Consider the following 21978-nt stretch of genomic DNA (forward strand, 5'->3'; position numbering starts at 1 on the left):
ATGATGAATCAAAAAGATAAAGAAAGAAAAGAGCAAGTGGCTCATATTATGGACATTCCAGATGATTATAGGCTTGTTGTAGATGATCAAGAAGGTGTGGATGACCCATATCATCTATTATGGTGGGAACATAAAGGGGATGGGGAGAGAACGATACAGATTACGTTGAATAGACATACTGGTAATTTAATTGACTTTAGGATAGAGGATGAAAAAGCTTTTTCGAGCGGTAAGGAAGCGATAGAAGAGAATAAAGCAAGAGAGGTTGCAAATACATTCTTAAAAAAATATACAAAAGAAGGATATGAATTTTATACATATGTAACTGTTAAGGATGATTGGCGCGGTTGGAAAGAAGTAAATTATATGCAAGAAGTGAATGGCTATCCATTGCCGAATACGGGGTGTGTTGTGCAAGTACATCCATTAGGTGATGTGATGCATTTTCATTATAATGGACAAAAAGCTATCGAGAAAAAACCGTTATGGCCAAGTGATATTGTTGAGGAGAACGTCGTCTTAGAAAATTTGAAGGCTAGACAAGATATGAGACTTGCATTTGTAGATTTAACACACTCCTCATGTGAGTATGAAAATGGAGAAGAAGTAAAAGGGTACCATCTTGTATATGAACCAGATCCTAGCCATGCGTTTATTAAAGCAAGTACAGGCAAAGATTTGTTTGGGCCAGAACATTATAAATTACCGGCAACAGTAGTTGTTGAAAAAATAGAAGAAGGTAAACGGCAAGATGACATATTTGAATTATTTGACTGGGATAAAGAAAGTTTTGCAAAAGTAGATGAGACGGAAAATGATAATGAAATAAGGATGAAATTTGTTTTGAAGGAGGAATTACAAAAACAGAAAGAAGAAAAGAATCCATATTTAATGAATGAATTCTTTAAAAAGCATTTACCGATGCTGAAATATAATAATCTAGTTAGCGTTACAATTGATAAATTAACTAATGAATTAACTGGTTTTATAAAATTGACAGATGATAAAGAAGTAAAGCAAATACTACCTAGAGAGGAATGTTTACAAAAAGCACTTCAATTTTTGGAACAAGTTATTCCAGGTATCACACAATATCTGCGTCTTTGGGAGGAACGTGAAGAAGCTGAAGATGGGATTGAAAGATTTATTTTTTCTATATATATAAATGATATTCCGGCAGAGTATAACCAATTTATGATTAACATCAATGCGGAAAACGGTGCTGTGATGCACTACTCTGGAGAGTCTAGCAATTTTATAAAAGAATTGCTCACATACGAAACAACACCAAAAGTAACAAAGGAAAAAGCGTTAGAAATATACAGAGGGGCCATGCGAGTTCATTTAGAATGGTTTTTAGAAAATGAGGTAGAGGAAACAAATTACGAACTATTGTATAAACAAACAACGGATGAAAATCATAAAGAATCCTTCGACTGTAGTCGAGAAATTCGTTATATTGATGCGCATACTGGTGAGAAAATTTGGAGCAAGTAAAATAAAAAGAGTTATTTTTCAAAGAAAATAACTCTTTTTATTTTTATAATTTGCCTGTTCGTTTTTCAAATGTAAATGTGATAGGAAGGTTGGAAGGAGAACTATCACTTTTAAATGTTACTTTCCATTCTTTAGAGTGGGCTTTAATTTCGAAATCAAGAAGATTCATTGCTCTACGTTTATCTATTTCTAAAAACATATTATGAATTTCTGGTTCCTGCTGTAAATTAAGAGCCTTTAGTGTGACTGTTAATGTGAAAAAATCTCGCCCTTCATATACTATTTTTGATATTTTTGTTTTTTGTGTATTTAACAGTATATAAAAACGGTCTGATGGAGTTAATTGTACAGAGTCATCAGTAATTTCATCCTCCATATTATGAAGTTCAACTAAGAAAGATGTACTATGGGAAGAATCTTTTTTGCTTGTAATCTGTAATTCAGTAGGAATCATCGGTATTTCATAAAAATCATTCCTTATTATGTTGTTGTAATCCTCCGAAAATTTACGGACTTCTTTTGGGAAAGAGTCTTCTTCTTGTGTATTTAAAAAAGTTTTATATTGTTTTGGAATTTTTTTACTAAACTTTAATGTTTCTTTAAAGTAATAATTGGATCCAGTTAAAAATAAAAAACTACAAATTAATAAAAAAATTCGATAGGGATTTTGAAAGTGAAAGAACAATAGTATACATGTAATAAATCCAATTACATAGAAAATAAAGATAAGTAGTTCTAATTTTGAGTGAAAGGAGAAACCATAGTTATGAAAAAATTTCATTCCAATTATAATTTGAGCTCCAAAAAACAAGGAAATTCCAAATTGAAAAAATAATAAATCAGGCCCTTTCTTAATAACAAAAGTAATGAATGAAATGAAAAGTAAAAATACCCCTAAATAAATTGTTACATTTAATAATCGATCTAATGTGAGCATGAATAGTGTCCCCTTTAATAGCATATTCATATATAAATAACAATTTTATATAATTATAATATAACAATAAAGTATTTTAAATGTTGGAATTGGTGAGTTTTATAAATAAACTGTACAGACACAAACAACCTCATGCCTACATACACTTAGTAAAGACCACTATTTTGGCGGAGGTGAAAGGTTTGAGTCTATTCGCCGCAATTGGATATATGGTTCGAGAAGTGTTTGTTTTTGTTTCTTATGTGAAGAACAATGCGTTTCCGCAGCCATTATCATCAGACGATGAGAGAAAGTACTTAGAGTTAATGGAGCAAGGTGATGCTCAAGCGAGGAATCTGTTAATTGAACATAATTTACGGCTTGTAGCTCATATCGTTAAAAAATTTGAAAATACAGGGGAAGATGCAGAAGATTTAATTTCAATTGGTACAATCGGGCTCATTAAAGCAATCGAGAGCTATTCGGCAGGAAAAGGTACAAAACTTGCGACGTACGCAGCACGCTGTATTGAAAATGAAATTTTGATGCATTTACGTGTATTAAAGAAAACGAAAAAGGACGTTTCACTTCATGATCCAATCGGGCAAGATAAAGAGGGGAATGAAATATCACTTATTGATATATTAAAATCAGAGTCTGAAGATGTAATTGATATGATCCAGCTTAGTATGGAGTTAGAAAAGATTAAAGAGTATATCGATATTTTAGACGAACGAGAGAAAGAAGTAATCGTGAAGCGTTTTGGACTGGGGCTTGATAAGGAGAAGACGCAACGAGAGATTGCGAAGGCACTTGGTATTTCCAGAAGCTATGTATCAAGAATTGAAAAGCGCGCTTTAATGAAAATGTTCCATGAATTTGTAAGAGCAGAGAAAGAGAAAAAAGCAAAAGAATAATGTACATTACAAGCAGCCGTATTTTAAAATGGGCTGCTTTTCTTTTTGGAAATAAGGAAAGAAAAAGAGTTGTGTTCAGAAGAAATCCATGTTCACTGTTGAAAATGACGGATTCTATCTGTAATATTAGAAGGTGCTAAACAATTTAAGAATGATACCGTACTTAGTTTTCTGCATGTATAATATGGCGGTTCTATATGATATGTGGGAATAAGAACTAATTTTACATATGATATAGAAGGAAAAGAAGGGGAAGCTAAAGTTATAGACTGATTAGGAGGTTCCGCAATTTGCGACGTACATTATATCGACTTATGATCGAACTTACAAATGGTCGTTTTACTTCTTATATATTACGTAAATTTGCACAATCTCGTTTGAGCTCTATCATTATTCCATCGTATGCGAAAGTATTTCAAATTAATCAAGATGAGATGGAAAAGGGTTTGAAGGAATATAGAACATTGCATGAATTATTTACACGTAAGCTAAAAGAAGGAAAGCGTAGTATTGATACAGATGCATCGAGTATCGTTAGTCCTGTTGATGGTGTTTTTGCTGATCACGGTCCTATTGAGGACACAAAAACATTTGATATTAAAGGAAAGCGTTATTCGATTGTGGATATGCTAGGTAATGAAGAACGTGCACAGCGATATGCAGGTGGTACATATATGGTTATTTATTTAAGCCCAAGTCATTATCATCGTATTCATAGTCCGCTTTCTGGTTCTGTGACTGAAAGATTTGTACTCGGTAGAAAATCATATCCGGTAAATGCAGCTGGTATGGAATACGGGAAAGAACCATTGTCAAAAAACTATCGCTCCGTTACAGAAGTGAATAGTGATGGTGAACATATGGCGCTTGTAAAAGTAGGAGCTATGTTTGTAAATAGTATTGAGCTGCTGCATGAAAGAGACACTGTTCAAAAAGGTGAAGAAATGGCATACTTTACATTCGGTTCAACAGTTGTGTTATTGTTTGAAAAAGATATGATAGAAGTAGTGCAAGAATTGAAGAGTGGACAAGAGCTTCGCCTTGGTGAAAAGATTGCTACTCGATTGGCTCATAAGTAAAAAAGATTTTATAACTGTAAGCAAGATTTATGGACAAAGATGCGTAATGATGAAATTCCCTAGATGGGAGTACTTGTTTATTCGAGAGCCATCGCAGGATGGCTCTTTTTACAAGTTAGTTACTTAAAATTTCACTTTATATGTAATCAAGACGATTTGACGAGCTTGTCCTCTAATGAGCGTCTAATAATTTCTTGTTTTATAAGTAAAATGAAGTCGGGATTTAATTTTAGTTCTTTTGCTTTATAATAAGACTCAGTGAGTAACTCAGTAGATAACTGTTCCATATGTTTTGTTTTCAAGGTGAGTCACCTCCTAATAATATAAGGATTGATTCGTTGTTGCATTTAATGTACCAAAAAAATATGACAGTCACAAACGGGTGGTTATCCACATACCTAGGTGGATAAAATGTGTATAGATTGTTAGTAAATTCCAAATTAACCGAAAAATTAATGTGGAAAATGTGTACAATTTTATCCACAGGCCATATATCGAAATATGTTGTCGAAAAATTTTTATGAAAACTCCTCAAAGAGGTGAAAGAAATTGAAACTATTTTTACCAAATGAATATGTGAAAAATGTATATCATGTTCAACCAGAAGATTTGAAGAAACGTGGAATTAAAGGTGTTATTACTGATTTAGATAACACTTTAATTGAATGGGATCGTCCAAATGCAACGCCACAACTTGAAGAATGGTTTTTGAAAATGAAAGAGCAAGGCATTCAAGTAACGGTCGTTTCAAATAATAATGAGCAACGAGTGAAAGATTTTGCTGATCCATTAGGCATTCCATTTATTCATAGTGCGCGTAAGCCATTTGTTCGTGCGTTTAAGCGTGCGATACGAGAGATGCAGTTGCAACCAGATGAAGTTGTAGTAATTGGGGATCAGTTACTGACAGATGTGCTAGGTGGAAACCGAGTTGGACTGCATACAATTTTAGTTGTACCAGTAGCACAAACAGACGGATTAGTAACGCGCTTTAATCGAAAAATTGAACGAAGAATTATGAGAAACATGAAGAAAAAAGGTTTAATTAACTGGGAGGAATAAAGTTTGACTGAAACAATTAAATGTATTGGTTGCGGTGTAGAAATTCAAACAGAAGATAAAAATGAAGTGGGATATGCTCCTGCCTCATCTTTAGAAAAAGAACAAGTAATTTGTCAACGCTGTTTTCGATTGAAACATTATAACGAAATTCAAGATGTCTCATTAACAGATGATGATTTCCTACGTATTCTAAACGGTATTGGAAAATCGGATGCGTTAGTAGTTAAAATTGTAGATATTTTCGACTTTAATGGTAGCTGGTTACCTGGCTTACATCGTTTCGTGGGAAATAATAAAGTATTACTTGTTGGGAATAAAGCTGATTTAATTCCTAAGTCAGTAAAACATGATAAAGTAAAGCATTGGATGCGCTATAGTGCAAAGCAGCTAGGATTAAAGCCAGAAGATGTCTTTTTAATTAGTGCAGCGAAGGGACAAGGGATTGCTGAGCTGGCAGATGCGATTGAGTATTACCGCGGCGGAAAAGATGTTTACGTTGTTGGATGTACAAATGTAGGGAAATCAACATTCATTAATCGGATGATTAAAGAATTTAGTGATGAGACTGAAAATGTAATTACAACATCTCATTTCCCAGGAACAACGCTTGATTTAATTGATATCCCGTTAGACGAAGAATCTTCTTTATATGATACGCCAGGTATTATTAACCACCATCAAATGGCTCATTATGTTGGAAAACAAAGCTTAAAGCTTATTACACCAACAAAAGAAATTAAGCCAATGGTATTCCAATTAAATGAAGAACAAACATTGTTCTTTAGCGGATTGGCACGTTTTGATTACGTAAGTGGCGGTCGTCGCGCATTTACTTGTCACTTCTCAAATCGTTTAACAATCCATCGTACAAAGCTTGAGAAAGCAGATGAATTGTATAAAAATCATGCAGGGGATTTACTAAGCCCGCCAACACCAGAAGAATTAGAAAATATGCCAGAGCTAGTGAAATACGAGTTTAATATTCGTGAACCAAAAACGGATGTTGTATTCTCTGGATTAGGATGGGTTACTGTGAACGAACCGGGAGCAAAAATTGTTGCACACGTACCAAAAGGAGTAAGTGTTTCATTGCGTAAATCTTTAATTTAATATGGAGAGGGATTTATGAAACAATTATATGGTGTAATCGGAAATCCAATTGGACATTCATTATCACCCGTTATGCATAACGATGCATTTGAACACTTGAATATGGATGCCCATTATCATGCCTTTCTTGTTAAAGAGGAAGAGCTAGGGGAAGCAGTAAGAGGTTTAAAAGCGTTAGGTATTTCAGGATTTAATGTAACAACTCCGCACAAAGTTGCGATTATGGATTATTTGGATGAGATTGACCCGCTAGCAAAACAAATTGGTGCAGTAAATACGGTGGTTCATAAGGATGGGAAATTGATTGGCTACAATACAGATGGAATTGGTTTTGTCCGAGCGCTACAGTCAATTAGTAGTGAACCACTTCAAGAGAAACGTATTTTATTGCTTGGCGCAGGTGGTGCTAGTCGAGCTATTTATTTTTCACTTGCTGATGTAGGTGTGAAAGAGATTGATGTAGCGAATCGTACAGTAGATAAGGCGAAAGAACTTATTACTGCATGTACGGCTACTGTTCATTCTGTTGCTTTATCGTTAGAGAAAGCAACAGAAGAACAAGAGAATTATGATATTATCATTCAGACGACAACAATAGGTATGCATCCACGTGTCGAACATACGCCGTTACAAATTTCTTCGTTGAAAAAGGGAACGATTGTATCAGATATAATTTATAATCCATTTGAAACGAAAATTTTATGTGAGGCGAAAGAGCAAGGTGCAATGATTCAAAATGGTATTGATATGTTTGTTTATCAAGGAGCGCTTGCATTTGAAATGTGGACAGGGCGCACGCCAAATATCGAACGAATGAAACAATTAGTTATAAGAAAGCTTGGAGGCTAACATATATGTTAACAGGAAAACAAAAAAGATTTTTACGTGCACAGGCACATCATTTAACACCAATTTTTCAAGTAGGAAAAGGCGGAGTAAATGAAAATATGATTAAACAAATCGCAGATACTTTAGAAGCTCGTGAGCTATTTAAAGTAAGTGTGCTACAAAACTGTGAATTCGATCGCCGTGAAGTTGCGGAAGAACTTGCAAAAGGTGCACGTGCGGAAATCGTTCAAGTAATTGGAAGCACAATCGTTTTATACAAAGAGTCAAGAGAAAATAAACAAATTAAGCTTCCTCGATAAAAAGATTAGCATGCGCTATTTTTATCGTTGATGCGTAATGATGTAGAGAGCGAAACCAATTGAACTTTTATTAATAGCAACTCTCTTCTGTTAGGAATGAAGAGAGTTGCTGTACGTAAAAGGAAGGGGCGTTTCTTTTGAGGAAAATTGGCATCATTGGCGGTACATTTGATCCACCACATTATGGACATTTGCTCATTGCAAATGAAGTATATCATGCTTTGAATTTAGAAGAAGTATGGTTCTTACCGAACCAAATTCCGCCGCATAAACAAGGGCGGAATATTACAAGTGTAGAAAGTCGCTTACAAATGTTAGAACTTGCGACTGAGGAAGAGGAACATTTTTCTATTTGTTTAGAAGAGCTAAGCAGGAAGGGCCCATCTTATACGTATGACACTATGCTACAATTAACGAAGAAGCATCCGGGTGTGCAGTTTCACTTTATTATTGGTGGAGATATGGTTGAGTATTTACCGAAGTGGTATAACATTGAAGCGTTACTTGATCTTGTAACGTTTGTTGGGGTTGCAAGACCGGGTTATACATTGCATACACCTTATCCTATCACCACTGTGGAAATTCCGGAGTTTGCAGTTTCTTCATCTTTATTACGTGAGAGATATAAAGAGAAGAAAACATGCAAATATTTACTTCCTGAAAAAGTACAGGTATATATCGAGAGGAATGGGTTGTATGAATCGTGAGGAAGCACTTCATATTGTGAAACAACAAATGCATGAAAAACGTTATATACACACAATTGGTGTAATGGAGACGGCAATTGAACTTGCTAAATTATACGGTGTGGATGAAAAAAAGGCTGAAGTTGCAGCTATATTCCATGATTATGCGAAGTGTAGAGCGATTTCAGAGATGGAAGAGATCATTAAAAGTGAAGGTTTGCCGAAAGATTTACTTTGTTATAACAAAGAGTTATGGCATGCACCTGTTGGGGCATACTTAGTAGAAAAAGAAGTAGGTATTACAGATCCTGAAATCCTGCAAGCTATTACATATCATACAAGTGGTCATGAGAAAATGACGATGTTAGATAAAGTAATTTATGTAGCTGATTACATTGAGCCTGGGCGAAAGTTTCCAGGGGTGGAGGAAGCTCGTAAACTCGCATATACGGATATAGATCAAGCTTTATTATTTGCGCTAAAGAGAACAATTCAATTTTTAATGGAAAAAGATCAAACGATTTATCCATTAACATTCCAAACATACAATGCAGTTATCAAGGAGGAAATGAGTAAATGAAAGATAAAGATTTATTAGTATTAGCAGCAAAAGCAGCTGATGATAAGAGAGCAGAAGATATGGTTGTCCTAAATATGCAAGGTATTTCACCAATTGCAGATTATTTCATTATTTGTCACGGTAACTCAGATAAGCAAGTGCAAGCAATTGCACGTGAAATTAAAGCGAAAGCACACGAGTTCCAAATCGACGTACAACGTATGGAAGGTTTTGACGAAGCTCGCTGGGTATTAGTTGACCTTGGAGATGTAGTTGCTCATGTATTCCATAAAGATGAGCGTAATCACTATAATTTAGAGCGTCTATGGGGCGATGTGCCACGTGAAGATATTACAGAAGAGTTAGGCCAATGAACTACGAGCAATTTGCGTTGCTGTACGATGAACTAATGAATGATGTCCCTTATGATAAATGGGTGGAATTCACAGAGGAAAGCTTGCAGCAAGCGGATATGAAAGAGGCGAAGATTCTTGATGTAGCATGCGGTACTGGTAATGTAACGCTTCCGCTTGTACAAAAGGGTTACGATGTAATCGGTGTCGATCTTTCGGAAGAAATGTTAGCAGTCGCACAGCAAAAACTAGGCGAGGCAGGATATTTTATTCCTTTTTACCAACAAGATATGCGGGAGCTTGATGTTCCAGGTGAGTTTGACTGTGTAACTATCTTTTGTGATTCATTAAACTATGTATTGCAAGAAGATGGAGTGCAAGAAACATTCCGAAGAGTGTTTCATCATTTACGTCAAGATGGTTTGTTTTTATTTGATGTACATTCTTTATATAAAATACATCATGTATTTCAAAATGAAACATACACAGTGAATGGAGAAGAAATATCTCTTATTTGGAATTGCTTCCCTGGTGAAGATTCAAACAGTGTAGAACATGATTTAACATTCTTTGTTCAAGACCCAGAAGAAGATGTGTACCATCGTTTTGACGAATGTCACGTACAACGTGCATATCCGGTTGAAGAGTTAACGAAATGGCTTGAAGAAGCTGGTTTTACAGTGCTTCGTGTAACTGGTGACTTTGAGCGACTTGAAGTTACAGAACAAACAGAGCGTATTTTCTTCATGGCGAAGAAAAACGGATAAAACAAAAGCAACCGAGAAGGTTGCTTTTGTTTTGTGAAGAAGCTGTAATTTTAGTTCTAGGATAATAAGAAAATGACATACGTGAATTGTGAAAATGCTAGTTTAAGTAAAAATGTAATGTGAAAAATTAAGTATTTATAAAAAGGATTTGGAATGACGATGACGTATTTATTATGTGTGTTTATTGAATTGCTGATCAATGCATTTTAAATCTTCATCAAATTTCTCGTGTGTCCGCTCGATTAATTTATGAAACATATCTCCAACATGTTCTTCTAAAACCCGAATACCTTCTCCTGTAACGCCGCCTTTCACACATACTTTTTCTTGTAAAGTAGGCAATGTGAAAATTCCTTTTTCGAGTAGTTTCCCCATTCCAACGACCATTTCACTTACTAAAGTAGTGGCTTCTTCATGTGTAATATTTGTTTTATCTACAGCAGCATTAATGAAACATTGTAATAAATAACTAAAGAATGCAGGGCCGCAGCTTGCTATATCAGATGAAACGCGCGTTATATCTTCTTCTATTACAAGGGGAGTAGAAATGTTTTTGAATAAGCGAAATAGTTTTTGTTGCCATTCTTCAGAGCAGTTACTTCCAAATGTAAATAGTGATGCGCCGGACAGGGCGCGGTTTGTAATGCTCGGAATAATACGAGCAACATGGCAAGGTACAAGTGTCTCTAATTGTGATGGAGATATTGGACTTGTGATAGAAACTAAGCACTTTTCATCAGAAAAATGTTCGGCGTATTTTTGTAAGATTGGGTATATATCTATCGGCTTTACACAAATAAAAATAAGATGCGATCGTTCGATTACCTCATCAATAGTTTTGGCTATATGAACAGAAGGGTATTTTTCCTTTATATGATATGCTTTGGCGGGCGTTCGATTAATGATCGTAAGGCACGAAGGTTTGGTAGCACGGGTTTCTAAAAATGCATCGATTAGTATATTCCCCATGTTTCCTGTCCCTATAATTCCTATGTTCAATGTTTCATCCCTCCTTCGTAACAGCTTTCTCCTAAACAATATGAATGATGTTATAAATTTATGATTAGAGGTGAAAAATGATGTGGGATTTTCCAAAGAAATGGTTAGGATTAGCAGCTATTATTGGAACTGTGCTTTTTCTTCTTTTCTGGAAAACGAACGAGCATACAGAGCGATCAGCTATTGCAACGGATGCTCAAGCGAAAGATATAGAGAAGAAAAGTAAACCGAAAATATCGGATACAAAGCAGCAGAAAAAAATAATTGTAATTGATATGAAAGGGGCTGTTGTTAAAGAGGGGGTGTATGAAATGAAAGAAGGGGACCGGGTCAAGGATGCCGTTGAAAAAGCAGGTGGTTTTTTGCCTGAGGCAGATAGGATGAAGGTAAATTTAGCGCAAATGGTACAAGACCAAATGCTTCTTTATGTACCGAATAAAAACGAACAAGTGCAAGAGGTAGCGGCTGTTTCAAAGGGAGAGGGAAAAGTTCAAATAAATGCAGCTTCTAAAGAACAACTTGAAAAAATTACAGGTATTGGTTCTCGGAAAGCAGAAAGTATTTTGAAATATCGAGAGGAACATGGTCCGTTTCAAAAAATAGAAGATTTGTTAGAGATTGATGGGATTGGTGTGAAGTCTTTGGAGAAAATAAAAGATCAAATTATTATTCCGTAAAAGATTGACGAAGTTTTTCTTCATTCGCTACACTACAAGTAGACAAAAAAGTAGGTGAAGAATATGGAACGAATTTCATGGGATCAATATTTTATGACGCAAAGCCATTTGTTATCTTTACGTAGTACATGTACAAGGCTTGCAGTAGGAGCGACAATTGTTCGTGATAAACGAATTATTGCTGGTGGATATAATGGTTCAATTAAAGGTGGCGTACATTGTATAGATGATGGATGCTACGTTATTGATAATCATTGTGTTCGTACAATTCATGCAGAAATGAATGCTTTATTACAGTGTGCAAAATTTGGCGTGAAAACGGAGGAAGCGGAAATTTATGTTACGCATTTTCCTTGTTTACAATGTTGTAAGGCGATTATTCAAAGTGGTATTACAGCAGTTTATTATGCACAGGATTATAAAAATCATCCGTATGCCGTAGAGTTATTTGAAAAAGCGAATGTAACAGTGAAACACGTTCCGCTAGAATACGATATTGCAGCATTAGAGGATCAAAAGCGTCATATGGAGTTAAAAGAACTATTTGCATCTTTAGAAAAAGAGAACTTATCAATGGAAGAATTACAGCATGTATTCACGAAAGCAAAAATGATGCTATAAGGAGTGAGTATGAGTTGCAAGGACAATGGGGCTATGTTGCAATCTCATTTATAATTGGGATTGCAATTGCCTTCTCCTCTTCAGTTGTATGGCTAATTTGTTGTCTCGTTCTAAATGTTTTCTTTTGTTTGTATCGTACTTCGCGTAAAACCTTCTTTTATTGTATGATAGCGTGTTTAAGTGGCGCTATGTACACCACGTATGTTCAAGGGCAAAACAAGCCTCTGGGAAAGTCCTACGAAGCTACAAGAGGGATGATACATAATACACCTCTTATTAATGGAGATCGCCTCTCGTTTCAAATTGAAGATCAGAATAAAAATATAGTGCAGTTAAGTTACAAAATGAAATCAGCCTTGGAAAAGAAACAGATGCGACAATTACATGCAGGAGTATCATGTGTATTCGAAGGTGAGAGGAAAGAACCACAAATAGCTCGGAATTTCCATGGGTTTAATTATCGTGATTATTTATATAAGCAAAATATTCATTTCATATTGGACGCTACATATATTTCTGAATGCCATAAAACATCGTTGTCACTCGTGCAATGGATTCTTCTTTTGAGGCAACAAGCAATCTCAGAAGTTACAGAAATGTTTCCAGAACAATCAGGTGCTTTTATGAATGCATTAGTATTTGGTGATAGACAACAAATGACATTTGAAGTTGAAGAGCAATATCAACAATTCGGTCTCGTGCATTTGTTGGCGATTTCAGGATCGCATATCGTATTGTTAATGGTAATCGTGTATTTTATTTTGCTAAGAAGCGGTGTGACAAGGGAGGTAGCAACAGTATGTCTTATCTTCTGCATTCCGCTATATATGATTTTAGCAGGAGCGTCACCATCTGTTATAAGAGCTTCTATAACAGGAATTTTCATGTTAATTGCTTTTATGTGTTCTATTCGTTTATCTAGCTTAGATGCTTTAAGTATAACAGCTATATGTATGCTTATATTTGATCCATATCTCGTGTTTAATATTGGTTTTCAGTTTTCTTTCGTCGGTAGTTTTGCTTTACTTTTATCTGCCCCGCTTTTACTAGAGAGTGGTAATGGAGTAATTCGAAATTCTATTTATATTTCTTTCATTTCACAGCTCGTTAGTACTCCGATTTTGTTATATCACTTCGGTTATTTTTCTCCATATAGTATTTTCTTAAATATCCTATACGTTCCGTTTTTATCTCTCGTTGTATTGCCGTGCAGTATTGTTATTTTGATATGTATACCGATCATTCCGTTTCTTGCAAAAAGGCTTGGGAATGTATTATCAATAGGTTTGAATCTTTCTAATGATTTTTTAAGTTATTGCGAAAACTTACCATTTACCCGTCTTAATTTCGGACCAACACCTATACTTCTTGTAGCCCTATATTGCGTGAGTATTATTAGTATATTGATGGTTTGGGAAAGGCGAATGACGAAGGGGATTCTGTTTATATCTGCGGGTGTATTTCTTTTTATTAGTACATGCCATTATGTATATCCGTATTTTCGAGAAAGTGGGAGTGTTACCTTTCTCGATGTTGGACAGGGAGATGCAATATTAATTCGCCTCCCGTATGATCAAGAGATTTACCTTATTGATACTGGTGGAACAATTCGTCCAAACAAGGAAGAATGGCAACGTAAAAAGCATGAATTTTCTGTCGGAAATGATATTTTGATTCCTTATTTACAAAAGGAAGGTATTAAAAAGATCGATAAATTAATTATAACGCATGGAGATGCGGATCATATAGGTGCTGCGCAACAGTTATTATCAAATATAACCGTAAAAGAAGTTGTATTTGGCCGAAAGGAACAAGATGCGGAATTAGAAAAAATAGTAAAGAAACAGGCTTTAGAAAAGGAAGTGAAAATAAGAGAAGTGAGAGAAGGAGAAAGTTGGAGCATAAATGGAGCGGAATTTTTCGTATTAGCGCCAACAGGGAAGGAGAGCAGTGAAAATAACGCTTCAATTGTAATGTTGGCAAAATTAGGAGGACTAACGTGGTTGTTTACAGGTGATTTAGAAGAAGAAGGTGAGAAGTTCTTAGTAGCTACGTATCCAGAGTTGCGAGCGGATGTTTTAAAGGTTGCTCATCATGGGAGTAATACGTCATCTACAACAACTTTTCTGAGCGTCGTACAGCCTAATATAGCGGTTATTTCTGCCGGTGAGCGTAATAGGTATGGGCACCCTCATAAGGACGTTATAGAGCGTTTTGAGAAGAGGGGGATTGAAATATGGCGTACGGATAAGCAAGGGGCTATCTCCTATGTTTTTAAAGGGGAAAACGGAACCTTTCGCAGCAAAATCACATATGATGAAACACATAATAGATAAAAAAGACTGCCAGTAAGCAGCAGTCTTTAAGAACCGATAAATTTAATAACAGTTGCAATGATGAAAAGTGTTGCGAAAAAACCAAATGAGACGATAAATCCTACCCCTGAATCAATAGCGTCATTGCGTTTACTTTGAACGTTTTGTTCAAAATCATTCATTTAGAATCCCTCCCCAACATTCCACTTTAGTATAAAATATTGTCAGAAAAAAATCTACAATTTCCATGTGAGGAGAAATAGAGCGTTTTTACTACTTTTAGATCATGAAGTAATGCGAATTTTTGTTTCCAAGCATGTTAACAGTTGGCACTTATACTCGAATTTTTATTGCGAATAATAAAGGGAAGGTGATTACCGCACACCAATAAGAAACCCGGGGCTTATTGCGTGGCGTTTAATATAAATAAAGGGACGGGTTATATTGCCTGTTCCTTTGTACTTGTAAAACAAAAGCTAGGGCATTAGTATAAATATATATTGCCAAGTTAGGGAGTAGGAAAAAGTATGAGTGATATACATAAAAAGATTAAAAAGAAGCAGTTTGCTCCGTTATATTTACTGTATGGAACGGAAGCGTTTTTTATAAATGAAACGATAAAGCTTATTACAACAGAAGCGCTTGAAGAGGAAGATCGCGAGTTTAATGTTGTTACATATGATTTAGAAGAAGCATATTTAGAAGATGTGGTTGAGGATGCACGTACACTTCCTTTTTTCGGAGAACGTAAAGTGTTATTAATAAAATCACCACTCTTTTTAACTTCACAAAAAGAAAAGTTAGAACAAAATATAAAAATTTTAGAAGAATATATCGGGGAACCTTCTCCCTTTTCTATTCTTGTTTTTGTTGCGCCTTACGAAAAGCTGGATGAACGAAAAAAAATTACAAAACTATTAAAGAAAACAGCGGATGTAGTAGAAGCGAATGCAATGCAAGTGCAAGATGTTCAGAAGTGGATTGTTGCTCGGGCAGATGAAGTGCATGTGCATATTGATCATGCGGCTGTTAGTTTGTTGTTAGAGCTTGTGGGAAGTAATGTAACGATGTTGGCGAAGGAAATGGACAAGTTAACGTTATATGTCGGTATGGGCGGAGACATTACACCGAAACTCGTTGCAGAGCTTGTGCCAAAATCAGTTGAACAAAATGTGTTTGCTTTGACAGAAAAAGTGGTAAAAAAAGATATCGCGGGTGCGATGCAAATTTTGGATGGATTATTTACGCAGCAGGAGGAACCTATTAAATTGCTTGCGTTATTAGTAAGTCAATTCCGTTTACTGCATCAAGTGAAAGAGTTACAGCAGCGTGGTTACGGCCAAAATCAAATCGCGTCTCATATTGGTGTGCATCCATATCGTGTAAAATTAGCGATGAATCAAACGAAGTTTTTCTCTTTTGAAGAATTAAAAAAAGTGATAATGGAATTAGCGGAAGCTGATTATAGTATGAAAACGGGAAAAATGGATAAAAAACTTGTGCTCGAGTTTTTCTTAATGCGGTTAAATCATATGTGATGAAACAAAAAAGTTCACGTGCTAAGAGCGTGAACTTTTTTGTATATAAAAAAACGATCCGAATGGATCGTTTTTTAAACGCCTTACGCGTTTACTTGTTTCGCTAAGCGAGATTTTTGACGAGCTGCAGCGTTTTGGTGGATAAGACCTTTACGAGCTGCTTTGTCAAGTTTTTTAGAAGCAGTTTTGAAAGCTTCTTTAGCATTTTCAAGATCGTTATTAGTAACTAAAGCTTCTACAGTTTTAACAGCAGAACGCATGTCAGACTTGATAGAAGCGTTATGTGCACGACGCTCTTCGCTAAGTTTAGCGCGTTTGATAGCAGATTTGATGTTTGCCATACTTTTCACCTCCCTGGTGCAATCGAATGACTCGATTCTTAACATAGAACAAGTGATATTCTATCAAACGGTGAAGAGAATTGCAATAGTATATCTATGAAATTTCACGTAAAGGAAAGAATGACCTTATATAACTTTGGGAAATCTAACGATATTTACTATGAATGACGGAGGAGATACGATGAAAGAACCATTAGATTTAAGTAAATATAGTGTTAGAACGGATCTTGCTGTAGAGGCGCATCAAATGCTGCAAGAGCGTCAAGAAGAGCAAAAAGGGATACAAGGCGTTATTGTAAAAGAGAGGGAAGAAGAAGGTATTACCATTACAAAAGTTACAATTGATGAAGCTGCCTCTGACTCGATGGGTAAAAAACCTGGAAATTATTTAACGCTTGAAGTACAAGGTATACGTCAACAAGATACGGAGCTGCAACAAAAAGTAGAGCGTATTTTTGCAAAAGAATTTTCTTATTTCTTAGAAGAGGTTGGCGTTACGAAAGAAGCGAGTTGTTTAATTGTTGGTCTTGGAAATTGGAATGTAACGCCGGATGCGCTTGGACCGATAGTTGTAGAAAATGTATTGGTAACGAGACATTTGTTTCAATTGCAGCCTGAAAGTGTAGAAGAAGGGTTTAGGCCTGTTAGTGCAATTCGGCCGGGGGTAATGGGGATTACAGGAATTGAAACGAGCGATGTTATTTATGGAATCATTGAGAAGACAAAGCCAGACTTTGTCATTGCAATTGATGCATTAGCTGCTCGTTCTATTGAAAGGGTAAATAGTACGATACAAATTTCTGATACAGGAATTCATCCAGGGTCGGGTGTTGGGAATAAACGTAAGGAACTCAGTAAAGAAACATTAGGTATTCCTGTTATCGCAATTGGTGTTCCGACTGTGGTGGATGCCGTTTCGATTACAAGCGATACAATTGATTTTATTTTGAAACATTTTGGACGGGAGATGAAAGAAGGAAATAAACCTTCCCGATCTTTGTTGCCGGCTGGTTTTACATTTGGAGAAAAGAAAAAATTAACAGAAGAAGATATGCCGGATGAAAAGAGCCGAAATATGTTTTTAGGTGCTGTAGGTACACTGGAAGATGAAGAGAAGAGAAAATTAATTTATGAAGTGTTATCGCCTCTAGGTCATAATTTAATGGTGACTCCGAAAGAAGTGGATGCCTTCATAGAGGATATGGCAAATGTAATAGCAAGTGGTTTAAATGCAGCGCTGCATCATCAAATTGACCAAGATAATACAGGAGCATATACACATTGATGGGAAGTGACGATAATCATGTAAGCCGCTTTTCGCTTTTATGTATATGTAGTGTGGCTATATGCTTACTTATGGTAATAGCAGGGGTGGCACTTGCAAATCATGGGTTGAAAAGTATGAAAGGTTATCAGCAAATGTCGTATGAACAAATCGCTCATATGACAGGAACAAAAGGTGAGGCCGCTGAATCAGAAATTTTGGAGAGTTCGTTTTCCGCTACTGAAAAACAAAAACAATTAGAAAGCTTAAAAAGTTTTAATGTTGTAGAAGGAATGGGTATGGCGATAGCAAGTGTTGCCTACGAAATAACGAAGTTTGGAACAGATATAGTTGTCGGGAAAGTAAAAGGGATTTTTAGTTAAGAGTCAAACGGAGGACGGTTGTTTTACAGATTTGTAAGACGACCGTTTTTTAATTTGAAAAAGGTTTGTCTCTTATGGTTTGTTCGCATAAGATATAGATAGAATGATTTGTATTGTAAGCAGCACGAGTTTTCATTGAATCTTTGCTGCTCTATTGATATAATCAGTGCTAGTGTATATTGGCGAGACTATTAGGAGTTGAGAACATAGATGAACAAAGAAGAAAGAGCAAAAAGACAGTCCAAAATTCGTAATTTCTCTATCATTGCTCATATTGACCACGGAAAGTCAACGTTAGCAGACCGTATTTTAGAGAAAACAAACGCGTTAACACAACGTGAAATGAAAGCTCAGTTGCTTGACTCTATGGATTTAGAGCGTGAGCGTGGTATTACAATTAAATTAAACGCAGTACAATTAAACTATAAAGCAAAAGACGGCGAAGAATATATTCTTCACTTAATTGATACACCAGGACACGTCGACTTTACGTACGAAGTATCTCGTAGTTTAGCGGCTTGTGAAGGTGCGATTCTTGTAGTAGATGCAGCGCAAGGTATTGAAGCGCAAACGTTAGCGAACGTATACTTAGCGCTTGATAACAATTTAGAAATTTTACCGGTTATTAATAAAATCGATTTACCAAGTGCAGACCCAGAGCGTGTACGCCAAGAGGTAGAAGATGTAATTGGGTTAGATGCATCAGAAGCTGTACTTGCTTCGGCAAAAGCTGGGATTGGTATCGAAGAGATTTTAGAACAAATCGTTGAAAAAGTACCAGCACCAACAGGTGATTCTGAAGAGCCATTACAATGTATGATTTTTGACTCTTTATATGATCCGTACCGCGGTGTAATTGCTTATATCCGTGTTGTAAATGGAACGGTAAAAGTTGGCGATAAAGTACGTATGATGGCAACTGGTAAAGAATTTGAAGTAACAGAAGTAGGTGTATTTACACCGAAAACTACGCAACGTGACGAGTTAACAGTAGGTGATGTAGGTTTCTTAGCAGCATCGATTAAAAATGTTGGTGATACACGCGTTGGTGATACGATTACACACGCGAAACGTCCAGCAGCTGAGCCGTTAGCAGGTTATCGTAAATTAAACCCAATGGTATTCTGTGGTTTATATCCGATTGATTCTGCACGTTACAACGACTTACGTGATGCGCTAGAGAAATTAGAATTAAACGATTCTGCTCTTGAGTTTGAGCCAGAAACATCTCAAGCGCTAGGATTTGGTTTCCGTTGTGGATTCTTAGGGCTTCTTCATATGGAAATCATTCAAGAGCGTATTGAACGTGAATTTAAAATTGATTTAATTACAACAGCGCCAAGTGTTATTTATAAAGTATTCTTAACGAATGGTGAAGACATGATTGTCGATAACCCGTCTAATATGCCGGATCCACAGACAATTGATCGTGTTGAAGAGCCATTTGTTAAAGCAGCAATTATGGTTCCGAATGACTATGTTGGAGCTGTAATGGAAATTTGCCAAGGTAAACGCGGAACGTTTATTGATATGCAATATTTAGATGAAACGCGTGTTACATTGACATATGAAATCCCATTATCAGAAATCGTATATGACTTCTTCGATCAGTTGAAATCAAATACGAAAGGATATGCATCATTTGATTATGAGTTAATTGGTTACAAGCCATCTAAACTTGTGAAAATGGATATTCTTTTAAATTCTGAGCAAGTCGATGCTCTATCATTTATCGTACACCGTGATTCAGCGTATGACCGTGGTAAAGTAATCGTAGAAAAATTAAAAGAATTAATTCCAAGACAGCAGTTCGAAGTGCCAATTCAAGCGACGATCGGAAACAAAGTTGTAGCGCGTTCTACAATTAAAGCGATGCGTAAAAACGTACTTGCGAAATGTTACGGTGGTGACATTTCTCGTAAGCGTAAACTTCTTGATAAGCAAAAAGAAGGTAAAAAACGTATGAAGTCTGTTGGTTCTGTAGAAGTACCGCAAGAAGCATTCATGGCTGTACTGAAAATGGATGACAACTAATAGTTGGAATGAAAAAAAGAAGTCGTTTATGCGGCTTCTTTTTTACGTATAACTACTTTTTAGACATCTGAGTAGCTCTCATTTACAATAGTGAGAGAGCTTTTTAGTTCATATAAAGTTAGGAGTTTGTTAATGTCCGAAAATATTCGAAAAGATATTCAAGAAAAAATACAAAATGGCAATTTTAATTGTGAAAAGGAATTGACGCTTTCTATTATTAGTGGAAAGTGGAAAGTTGTAATATTGTGGCATCTTGGTGTGGAAGGGCCTCATCGTTTTAGTGAATTACAGCGATTATTTCCGAGCATTTCTCATAAAGTTTTATCAAACCAATTAAAAGAGTTAATGGAAGATGGGATTGTTGATCGAACAGTATACCCAGAAATTCCACCGCGAGTGGAATATTATATGACGGAATTAGGCATGTCGCTTTTACCAATCGTTGAAATGATGTATGATTGGGGAAAAATGCGAATGGAACAAATTCGTAATACGTTAGAGAAGTAAAAGAAGCCTCCCGAGCGCGGAGGTTTTCTTTTTAGAAAGGTAGGAGTTATTTTTGGTGCAAGCTGCATATATTCATATTCCGTTTTGTCAGCATATTTGTCACTATTGTGATTTTAATAAAGTGTTTATTGAACGCCAGCCGGTCGATCAATATTTAGAGTATTTAGAGAAAGAAATAATAAATACAGTTCAAAAGGTACCGTTTGATAGTATGAAAACGATTTTTGTTGGCGGGGGAACTCCAACAGCATTAAATATGGAACAGACAAAGAAATTATTAAATATTATAAATCGTCGTTTACGTCCGTTTGCCCCGAATTGTGAATTAACATTTGAAGCGAATCCAGGTGATTTGCCGAAAGAGAAATTAAATGTATTGCTAGAAGGTGGAGTGAACCGAATTAGTTTTGGGGTGCAAACATTTCGAGATGAATTGCTTGAGAAAATTGGACGTAAGCATACGAGAGAAGATGCGTTTGTAGCAATTAGAGAAGCGCAGGAAGTAGGCTTTAAAAATATAAATGTAGATATTATTTATGCTCTGCCAGGACAGACGATAGAAGATGTAAAAGAAACATTAGACATTGCTTTTACGCTTGGTGTACAACATTTCTCGGCATATTCATTAATTGTGGAACCGAAAACAGTATTTTATAACTTAATGAATAAAGGGAAATTAAGACTTCCAGGTGAAGACCATGAAGCGAAAATGTACGAAATGGTAATGGATGAAATGGAGAAACATGGCTATACCCAGTATGAAATTAGTAATTTTTCAAAAGGTAATAATGAAAGTAGACATAATCTCACATACTGGAATAATGAAGAGTATTATGGATTTGGAGCTGGAGCGCATAGTTATGTAAATGGAGAACGTATCCAAAATGTAGGGCCGCTCAAGCAATATTTCAATAAAATCGATGAAACCGGATTTCCGTATTTAGATGTTCACGTGGTGACGGAGAAAGAAAAAATGGAAGAAGAGTTGTTCTTAGGACTCCGAAAAACAAAAGGTGTATCTAAAATAGCGTTTCAAAAGAAATTTAATATGGAAATGGATCAAGTTTTCGCGAAGCAGTTACAAAACAACCAAGAACAAGGATTGCTTGAAGAGAGCGATGGATATGTTCGTTTAACGCGAAAAGGAAAATTATTAGGGAATGAAGTATTCCAATCATTTTTGATTGACTAATTAAATGTTCCAT

25 protein-coding genes are annotated in these 21978 nt (G+C 35.8%); 20 read left to right on the top strand and 5 right to left on the bottom strand.

All coding sequences use genetic code 11. The features are described from left to right. The first annotated feature begins 3 nt into the window (after window positions 1–3). Window positions 4–1497, top strand: a complete 1494-nt coding sequence (locus tag QCI73_RS05875) for a YcdB/YcdC domain-containing protein (RefSeq protein WP_353822639.1) — start codon at window positions 4–6, stop codon at window positions 1495–1497. 43 nt (window positions 1498–1540) lie between these two features. Here QCI73_RS05875 and QCI73_RS05880 read toward each other — a convergent pair whose 3' ends face one another. After that, window positions 1541–2434 (bottom strand): hypothetical protein, encoded by an 894-nt coding sequence (locus QCI73_RS05880; protein WP_327922480.1) that lies wholly within the window; start codon window positions 2432–2434, stop codon window positions 1541–1543. Between the two features lie 182 nt (window positions 2435–2616). Between QCI73_RS05880 and sigK the strand changes: the two genes are divergently transcribed. Beyond that, window positions 2617–3330 (top strand): RNA polymerase sporulation sigma factor SigK, encoded by a 714-nt coding sequence (sigK, locus tag QCI73_RS05885; protein ID WP_000051382.1) that lies wholly within the window; start codon window positions 2617–2619, stop codon window positions 3328–3330. Between the two features lie 290 nt (window positions 3331–3620). After that, window positions 3621–4409: a phosphatidylserine decarboxylase gene (locus QCI73_RS05890; RefSeq protein WP_001254997.1), complete on the top strand. Its 789-nt coding sequence runs from the start codon at window positions 3621–3623 to the stop codon at window positions 4407–4409. A 146-nt stretch (window positions 4410–4555) separates the two neighbouring features. Here QCI73_RS05890 and sda read toward each other — a convergent pair whose 3' ends face one another. Next, window positions 4556–4711, bottom strand: coding sequence for a sporulation histidine kinase inhibitor Sda (sda, locus tag QCI73_RS05895; RefSeq protein ID WP_000850094.1), 156 nt, complete (start codon window positions 4709–4711; stop codon window positions 4556–4558). 247 nt (window positions 4712–4958) lie between these two features. Between sda and QCI73_RS05900 the strand changes: the two genes are divergently transcribed. From QCI73_RS05900 to QCI73_RS05935, 8 genes are all read left to right on the top strand, one after another. Beyond that, on the top strand, window positions 4959–5471 hold the full coding sequence (locus QCI73_RS05900) for a YqeG family HAD IIIA-type phosphatase (protein ID WP_000765311.1): 513 nt from the start codon (window positions 4959–4961) through the stop codon (window positions 5469–5471). 3 nt (window positions 5472–5474) lie between these two features. Next, window positions 5475–6581, top strand: coding sequence for a ribosome biogenesis GTPase YqeH (gene yqeH / locus QCI73_RS05905; protein ID WP_000140795.1), 1107 nt, complete (start codon window positions 5475–5477; stop codon window positions 6579–6581). Window positions 6582–6596: 15 nt separating this feature from the next. Further along, window positions 6597–7430, top strand: coding sequence for a shikimate dehydrogenase (gene aroE, locus QCI73_RS05910; RefSeq protein ID WP_353822640.1), 834 nt, complete (start codon window positions 6597–6599; stop codon window positions 7428–7430). Between the two features lie 5 nt (window positions 7431–7435). Continuing rightward, complete coding sequence (yhbY, locus tag QCI73_RS05915) at window positions 7436–7729, top strand: ribosome assembly RNA-binding protein YhbY (protein WP_000955224.1); 294 nt, start codon at window positions 7436–7438, stop codon at window positions 7727–7729. Between the two features lie 137 nt (window positions 7730–7866). After that, entirely contained in the window at window positions 7867–8436 is a 570-nt protein-coding gene (gene nadD / locus QCI73_RS05920; RefSeq protein WP_353822641.1) for a nicotinate-nucleotide adenylyltransferase, read from the top strand. After that, window positions 8426–8995, top strand: coding sequence for a bis(5'-nucleosyl)-tetraphosphatase (symmetrical) YqeK (gene yqeK, locus QCI73_RS05925; protein WP_001078246.1), 570 nt, complete (start codon window positions 8426–8428; stop codon window positions 8993–8995). The genes nadD and yqeK overlap by 11 nt, the downstream gene beginning before the upstream one ends. Then, window positions 8992–9348, top strand: coding sequence for a ribosome silencing factor (gene rsfS / locus QCI73_RS05930; protein ID WP_000653200.1), 357 nt, complete (start codon window positions 8992–8994; stop codon window positions 9346–9348). Before yqeK ends, rsfS begins: the two co-directional genes overlap by 4 nt. Next, a complete protein-coding gene (locus QCI73_RS05935; RefSeq protein ID WP_001105568.1) occupies window positions 9345–10094 on the top strand; it encodes a class I SAM-dependent DNA methyltransferase in 750 nt (249 codons plus the stop codon). Before rsfS ends, QCI73_RS05935 begins: the two co-directional genes overlap by 4 nt. Before the next feature lie 171 nt (window positions 10095–10265). Here the strand turns inward: QCI73_RS05935 and comER are convergent, their stop codons facing one another. Beyond that, a complete protein-coding gene (gene comER / locus QCI73_RS05940; protein WP_353822642.1) occupies window positions 10266–11093 on the bottom strand; it encodes a late competence protein ComER in 828 nt (275 codons plus the stop codon). Window positions 11094–11170: 77 nt separating this feature from the next. On the opposite strand from comER, the gene QCI73_RS05945 reads away from it, so the two are divergent. The 3 genes from QCI73_RS05945 to QCI73_RS05955 all read left to right on the top strand — a co-directional run bounded on the left by QCI73_RS05945 (window position 11171) and on the right by QCI73_RS05955 (window position 14727). Beyond that, a complete protein-coding gene (locus QCI73_RS05945; protein ID WP_353822643.1) occupies window positions 11171–11770 on the top strand; it encodes a helix-hairpin-helix domain-containing protein in 600 nt (199 codons plus the stop codon). 63 nt (window positions 11771–11833) lie between these two features. Next, on the top strand, window positions 11834–12391 hold the full coding sequence (locus tag QCI73_RS05950; protein WP_000439783.1) for a ComE operon protein 2: 558 nt from the start codon (window positions 11834–11836) through the stop codon (window positions 12389–12391). Window positions 12392–12405: 14 nt separating this feature from the next. After that, window positions 12406–14727 carry a DNA internalization-related competence protein ComEC/Rec2 gene (locus QCI73_RS05955; RefSeq protein ID WP_353822644.1) on the top strand — a complete coding sequence of 774 codons (2322 nt, stop codon included), beginning with the start codon at window positions 12406–12408 and terminating at the stop codon, window positions 14725–14727. Window positions 14728–14753: 26 nt separating this feature from the next. On the opposite strand, the gene QCI73_RS05960 is transcribed toward QCI73_RS05955, so the two are convergent. Beyond that, window positions 14754–14888: a YqzM family protein gene (locus QCI73_RS05960; RefSeq protein ID WP_000997609.1), complete on the bottom strand. Its 135-nt coding sequence runs from the start codon at window positions 14886–14888 to the stop codon at window positions 14754–14756. A gap of 345 nt (window positions 14889–15233) precedes the next feature. Between QCI73_RS05960 and holA the strand changes: the two genes are divergently transcribed. Further along, window positions 15234–16244 (top strand): DNA polymerase III subunit delta, encoded by a 1011-nt coding sequence (holA, locus tag QCI73_RS05965; RefSeq protein WP_001279918.1) that lies wholly within the window; start codon window positions 15234–15236, stop codon window positions 16242–16244. An 83-nt stretch (window positions 16245–16327) separates the two neighbouring features. On the opposite strand, the gene rpsT is transcribed toward holA, so the two are convergent. Beyond that, the gene (rpsT, locus tag QCI73_RS05970; protein ID WP_001274011.1) at window positions 16328–16585 is read right to left on the bottom strand and encodes a 30S ribosomal protein S20; all 258 of its coding nucleotides are present in this window, start codon (window positions 16583–16585) and stop codon (window positions 16328–16330) included. Between the two features lie 181 nt (window positions 16586–16766). On the opposite strand from rpsT, the gene gpr reads away from it, so the two are divergent. The 5 genes from gpr to hemW all read left to right on the top strand — a co-directional run bounded on the left by gpr (window position 16767) and on the right by hemW (window position 21965). Further along, window positions 16767–17870, top strand: coding sequence for a GPR endopeptidase (gene gpr / locus QCI73_RS05975; RefSeq protein ID WP_000662632.1), 1104 nt, complete (start codon window positions 16767–16769; stop codon window positions 17868–17870). Beyond that, window positions 17870–18232, top strand: coding sequence for a YqxA family protein (locus tag QCI73_RS05980; protein WP_353824091.1), 363 nt, complete (start codon window positions 17870–17872; stop codon window positions 18230–18232). Before gpr ends, QCI73_RS05980 begins: the two co-directional genes overlap by 1 nt. A 210-nt stretch (window positions 18233–18442) precedes the next feature. Further along, complete coding sequence (lepA, locus tag QCI73_RS05985) at window positions 18443–20266, top strand: elongation factor 4 (RefSeq protein ID WP_001030953.1); 1824 nt, start codon at window positions 18443–18445, stop codon at window positions 20264–20266. 132 nt (window positions 20267–20398) lie between these two features. Beyond that, a complete protein-coding gene (locus QCI73_RS05990) occupies window positions 20399–20773 on the top strand; it encodes a winged helix-turn-helix transcriptional regulator (RefSeq protein ID WP_001293546.1) in 375 nt (124 codons plus the stop codon). 52 nt (window positions 20774–20825) lie between these two features. Continuing rightward, window positions 20826–21965 (top strand): radical SAM family heme chaperone HemW, encoded by a 1140-nt coding sequence (gene hemW / locus QCI73_RS05995; protein WP_025991619.1) that lies wholly within the window; start codon window positions 20826–20828, stop codon window positions 21963–21965. The last annotated feature ends 13 nt before the right edge of the window (window positions 21966–21978 follow it).

This window comes from Bacillus cereus group sp. MG16, from assembly GCF_040459875.1.
GTDB classification, from domain to species: domain Bacteria; phylum Bacillota; class Bacilli; order Bacillales; family Bacillaceae_G; genus Bacillus_A; species Bacillus_A paranthracis.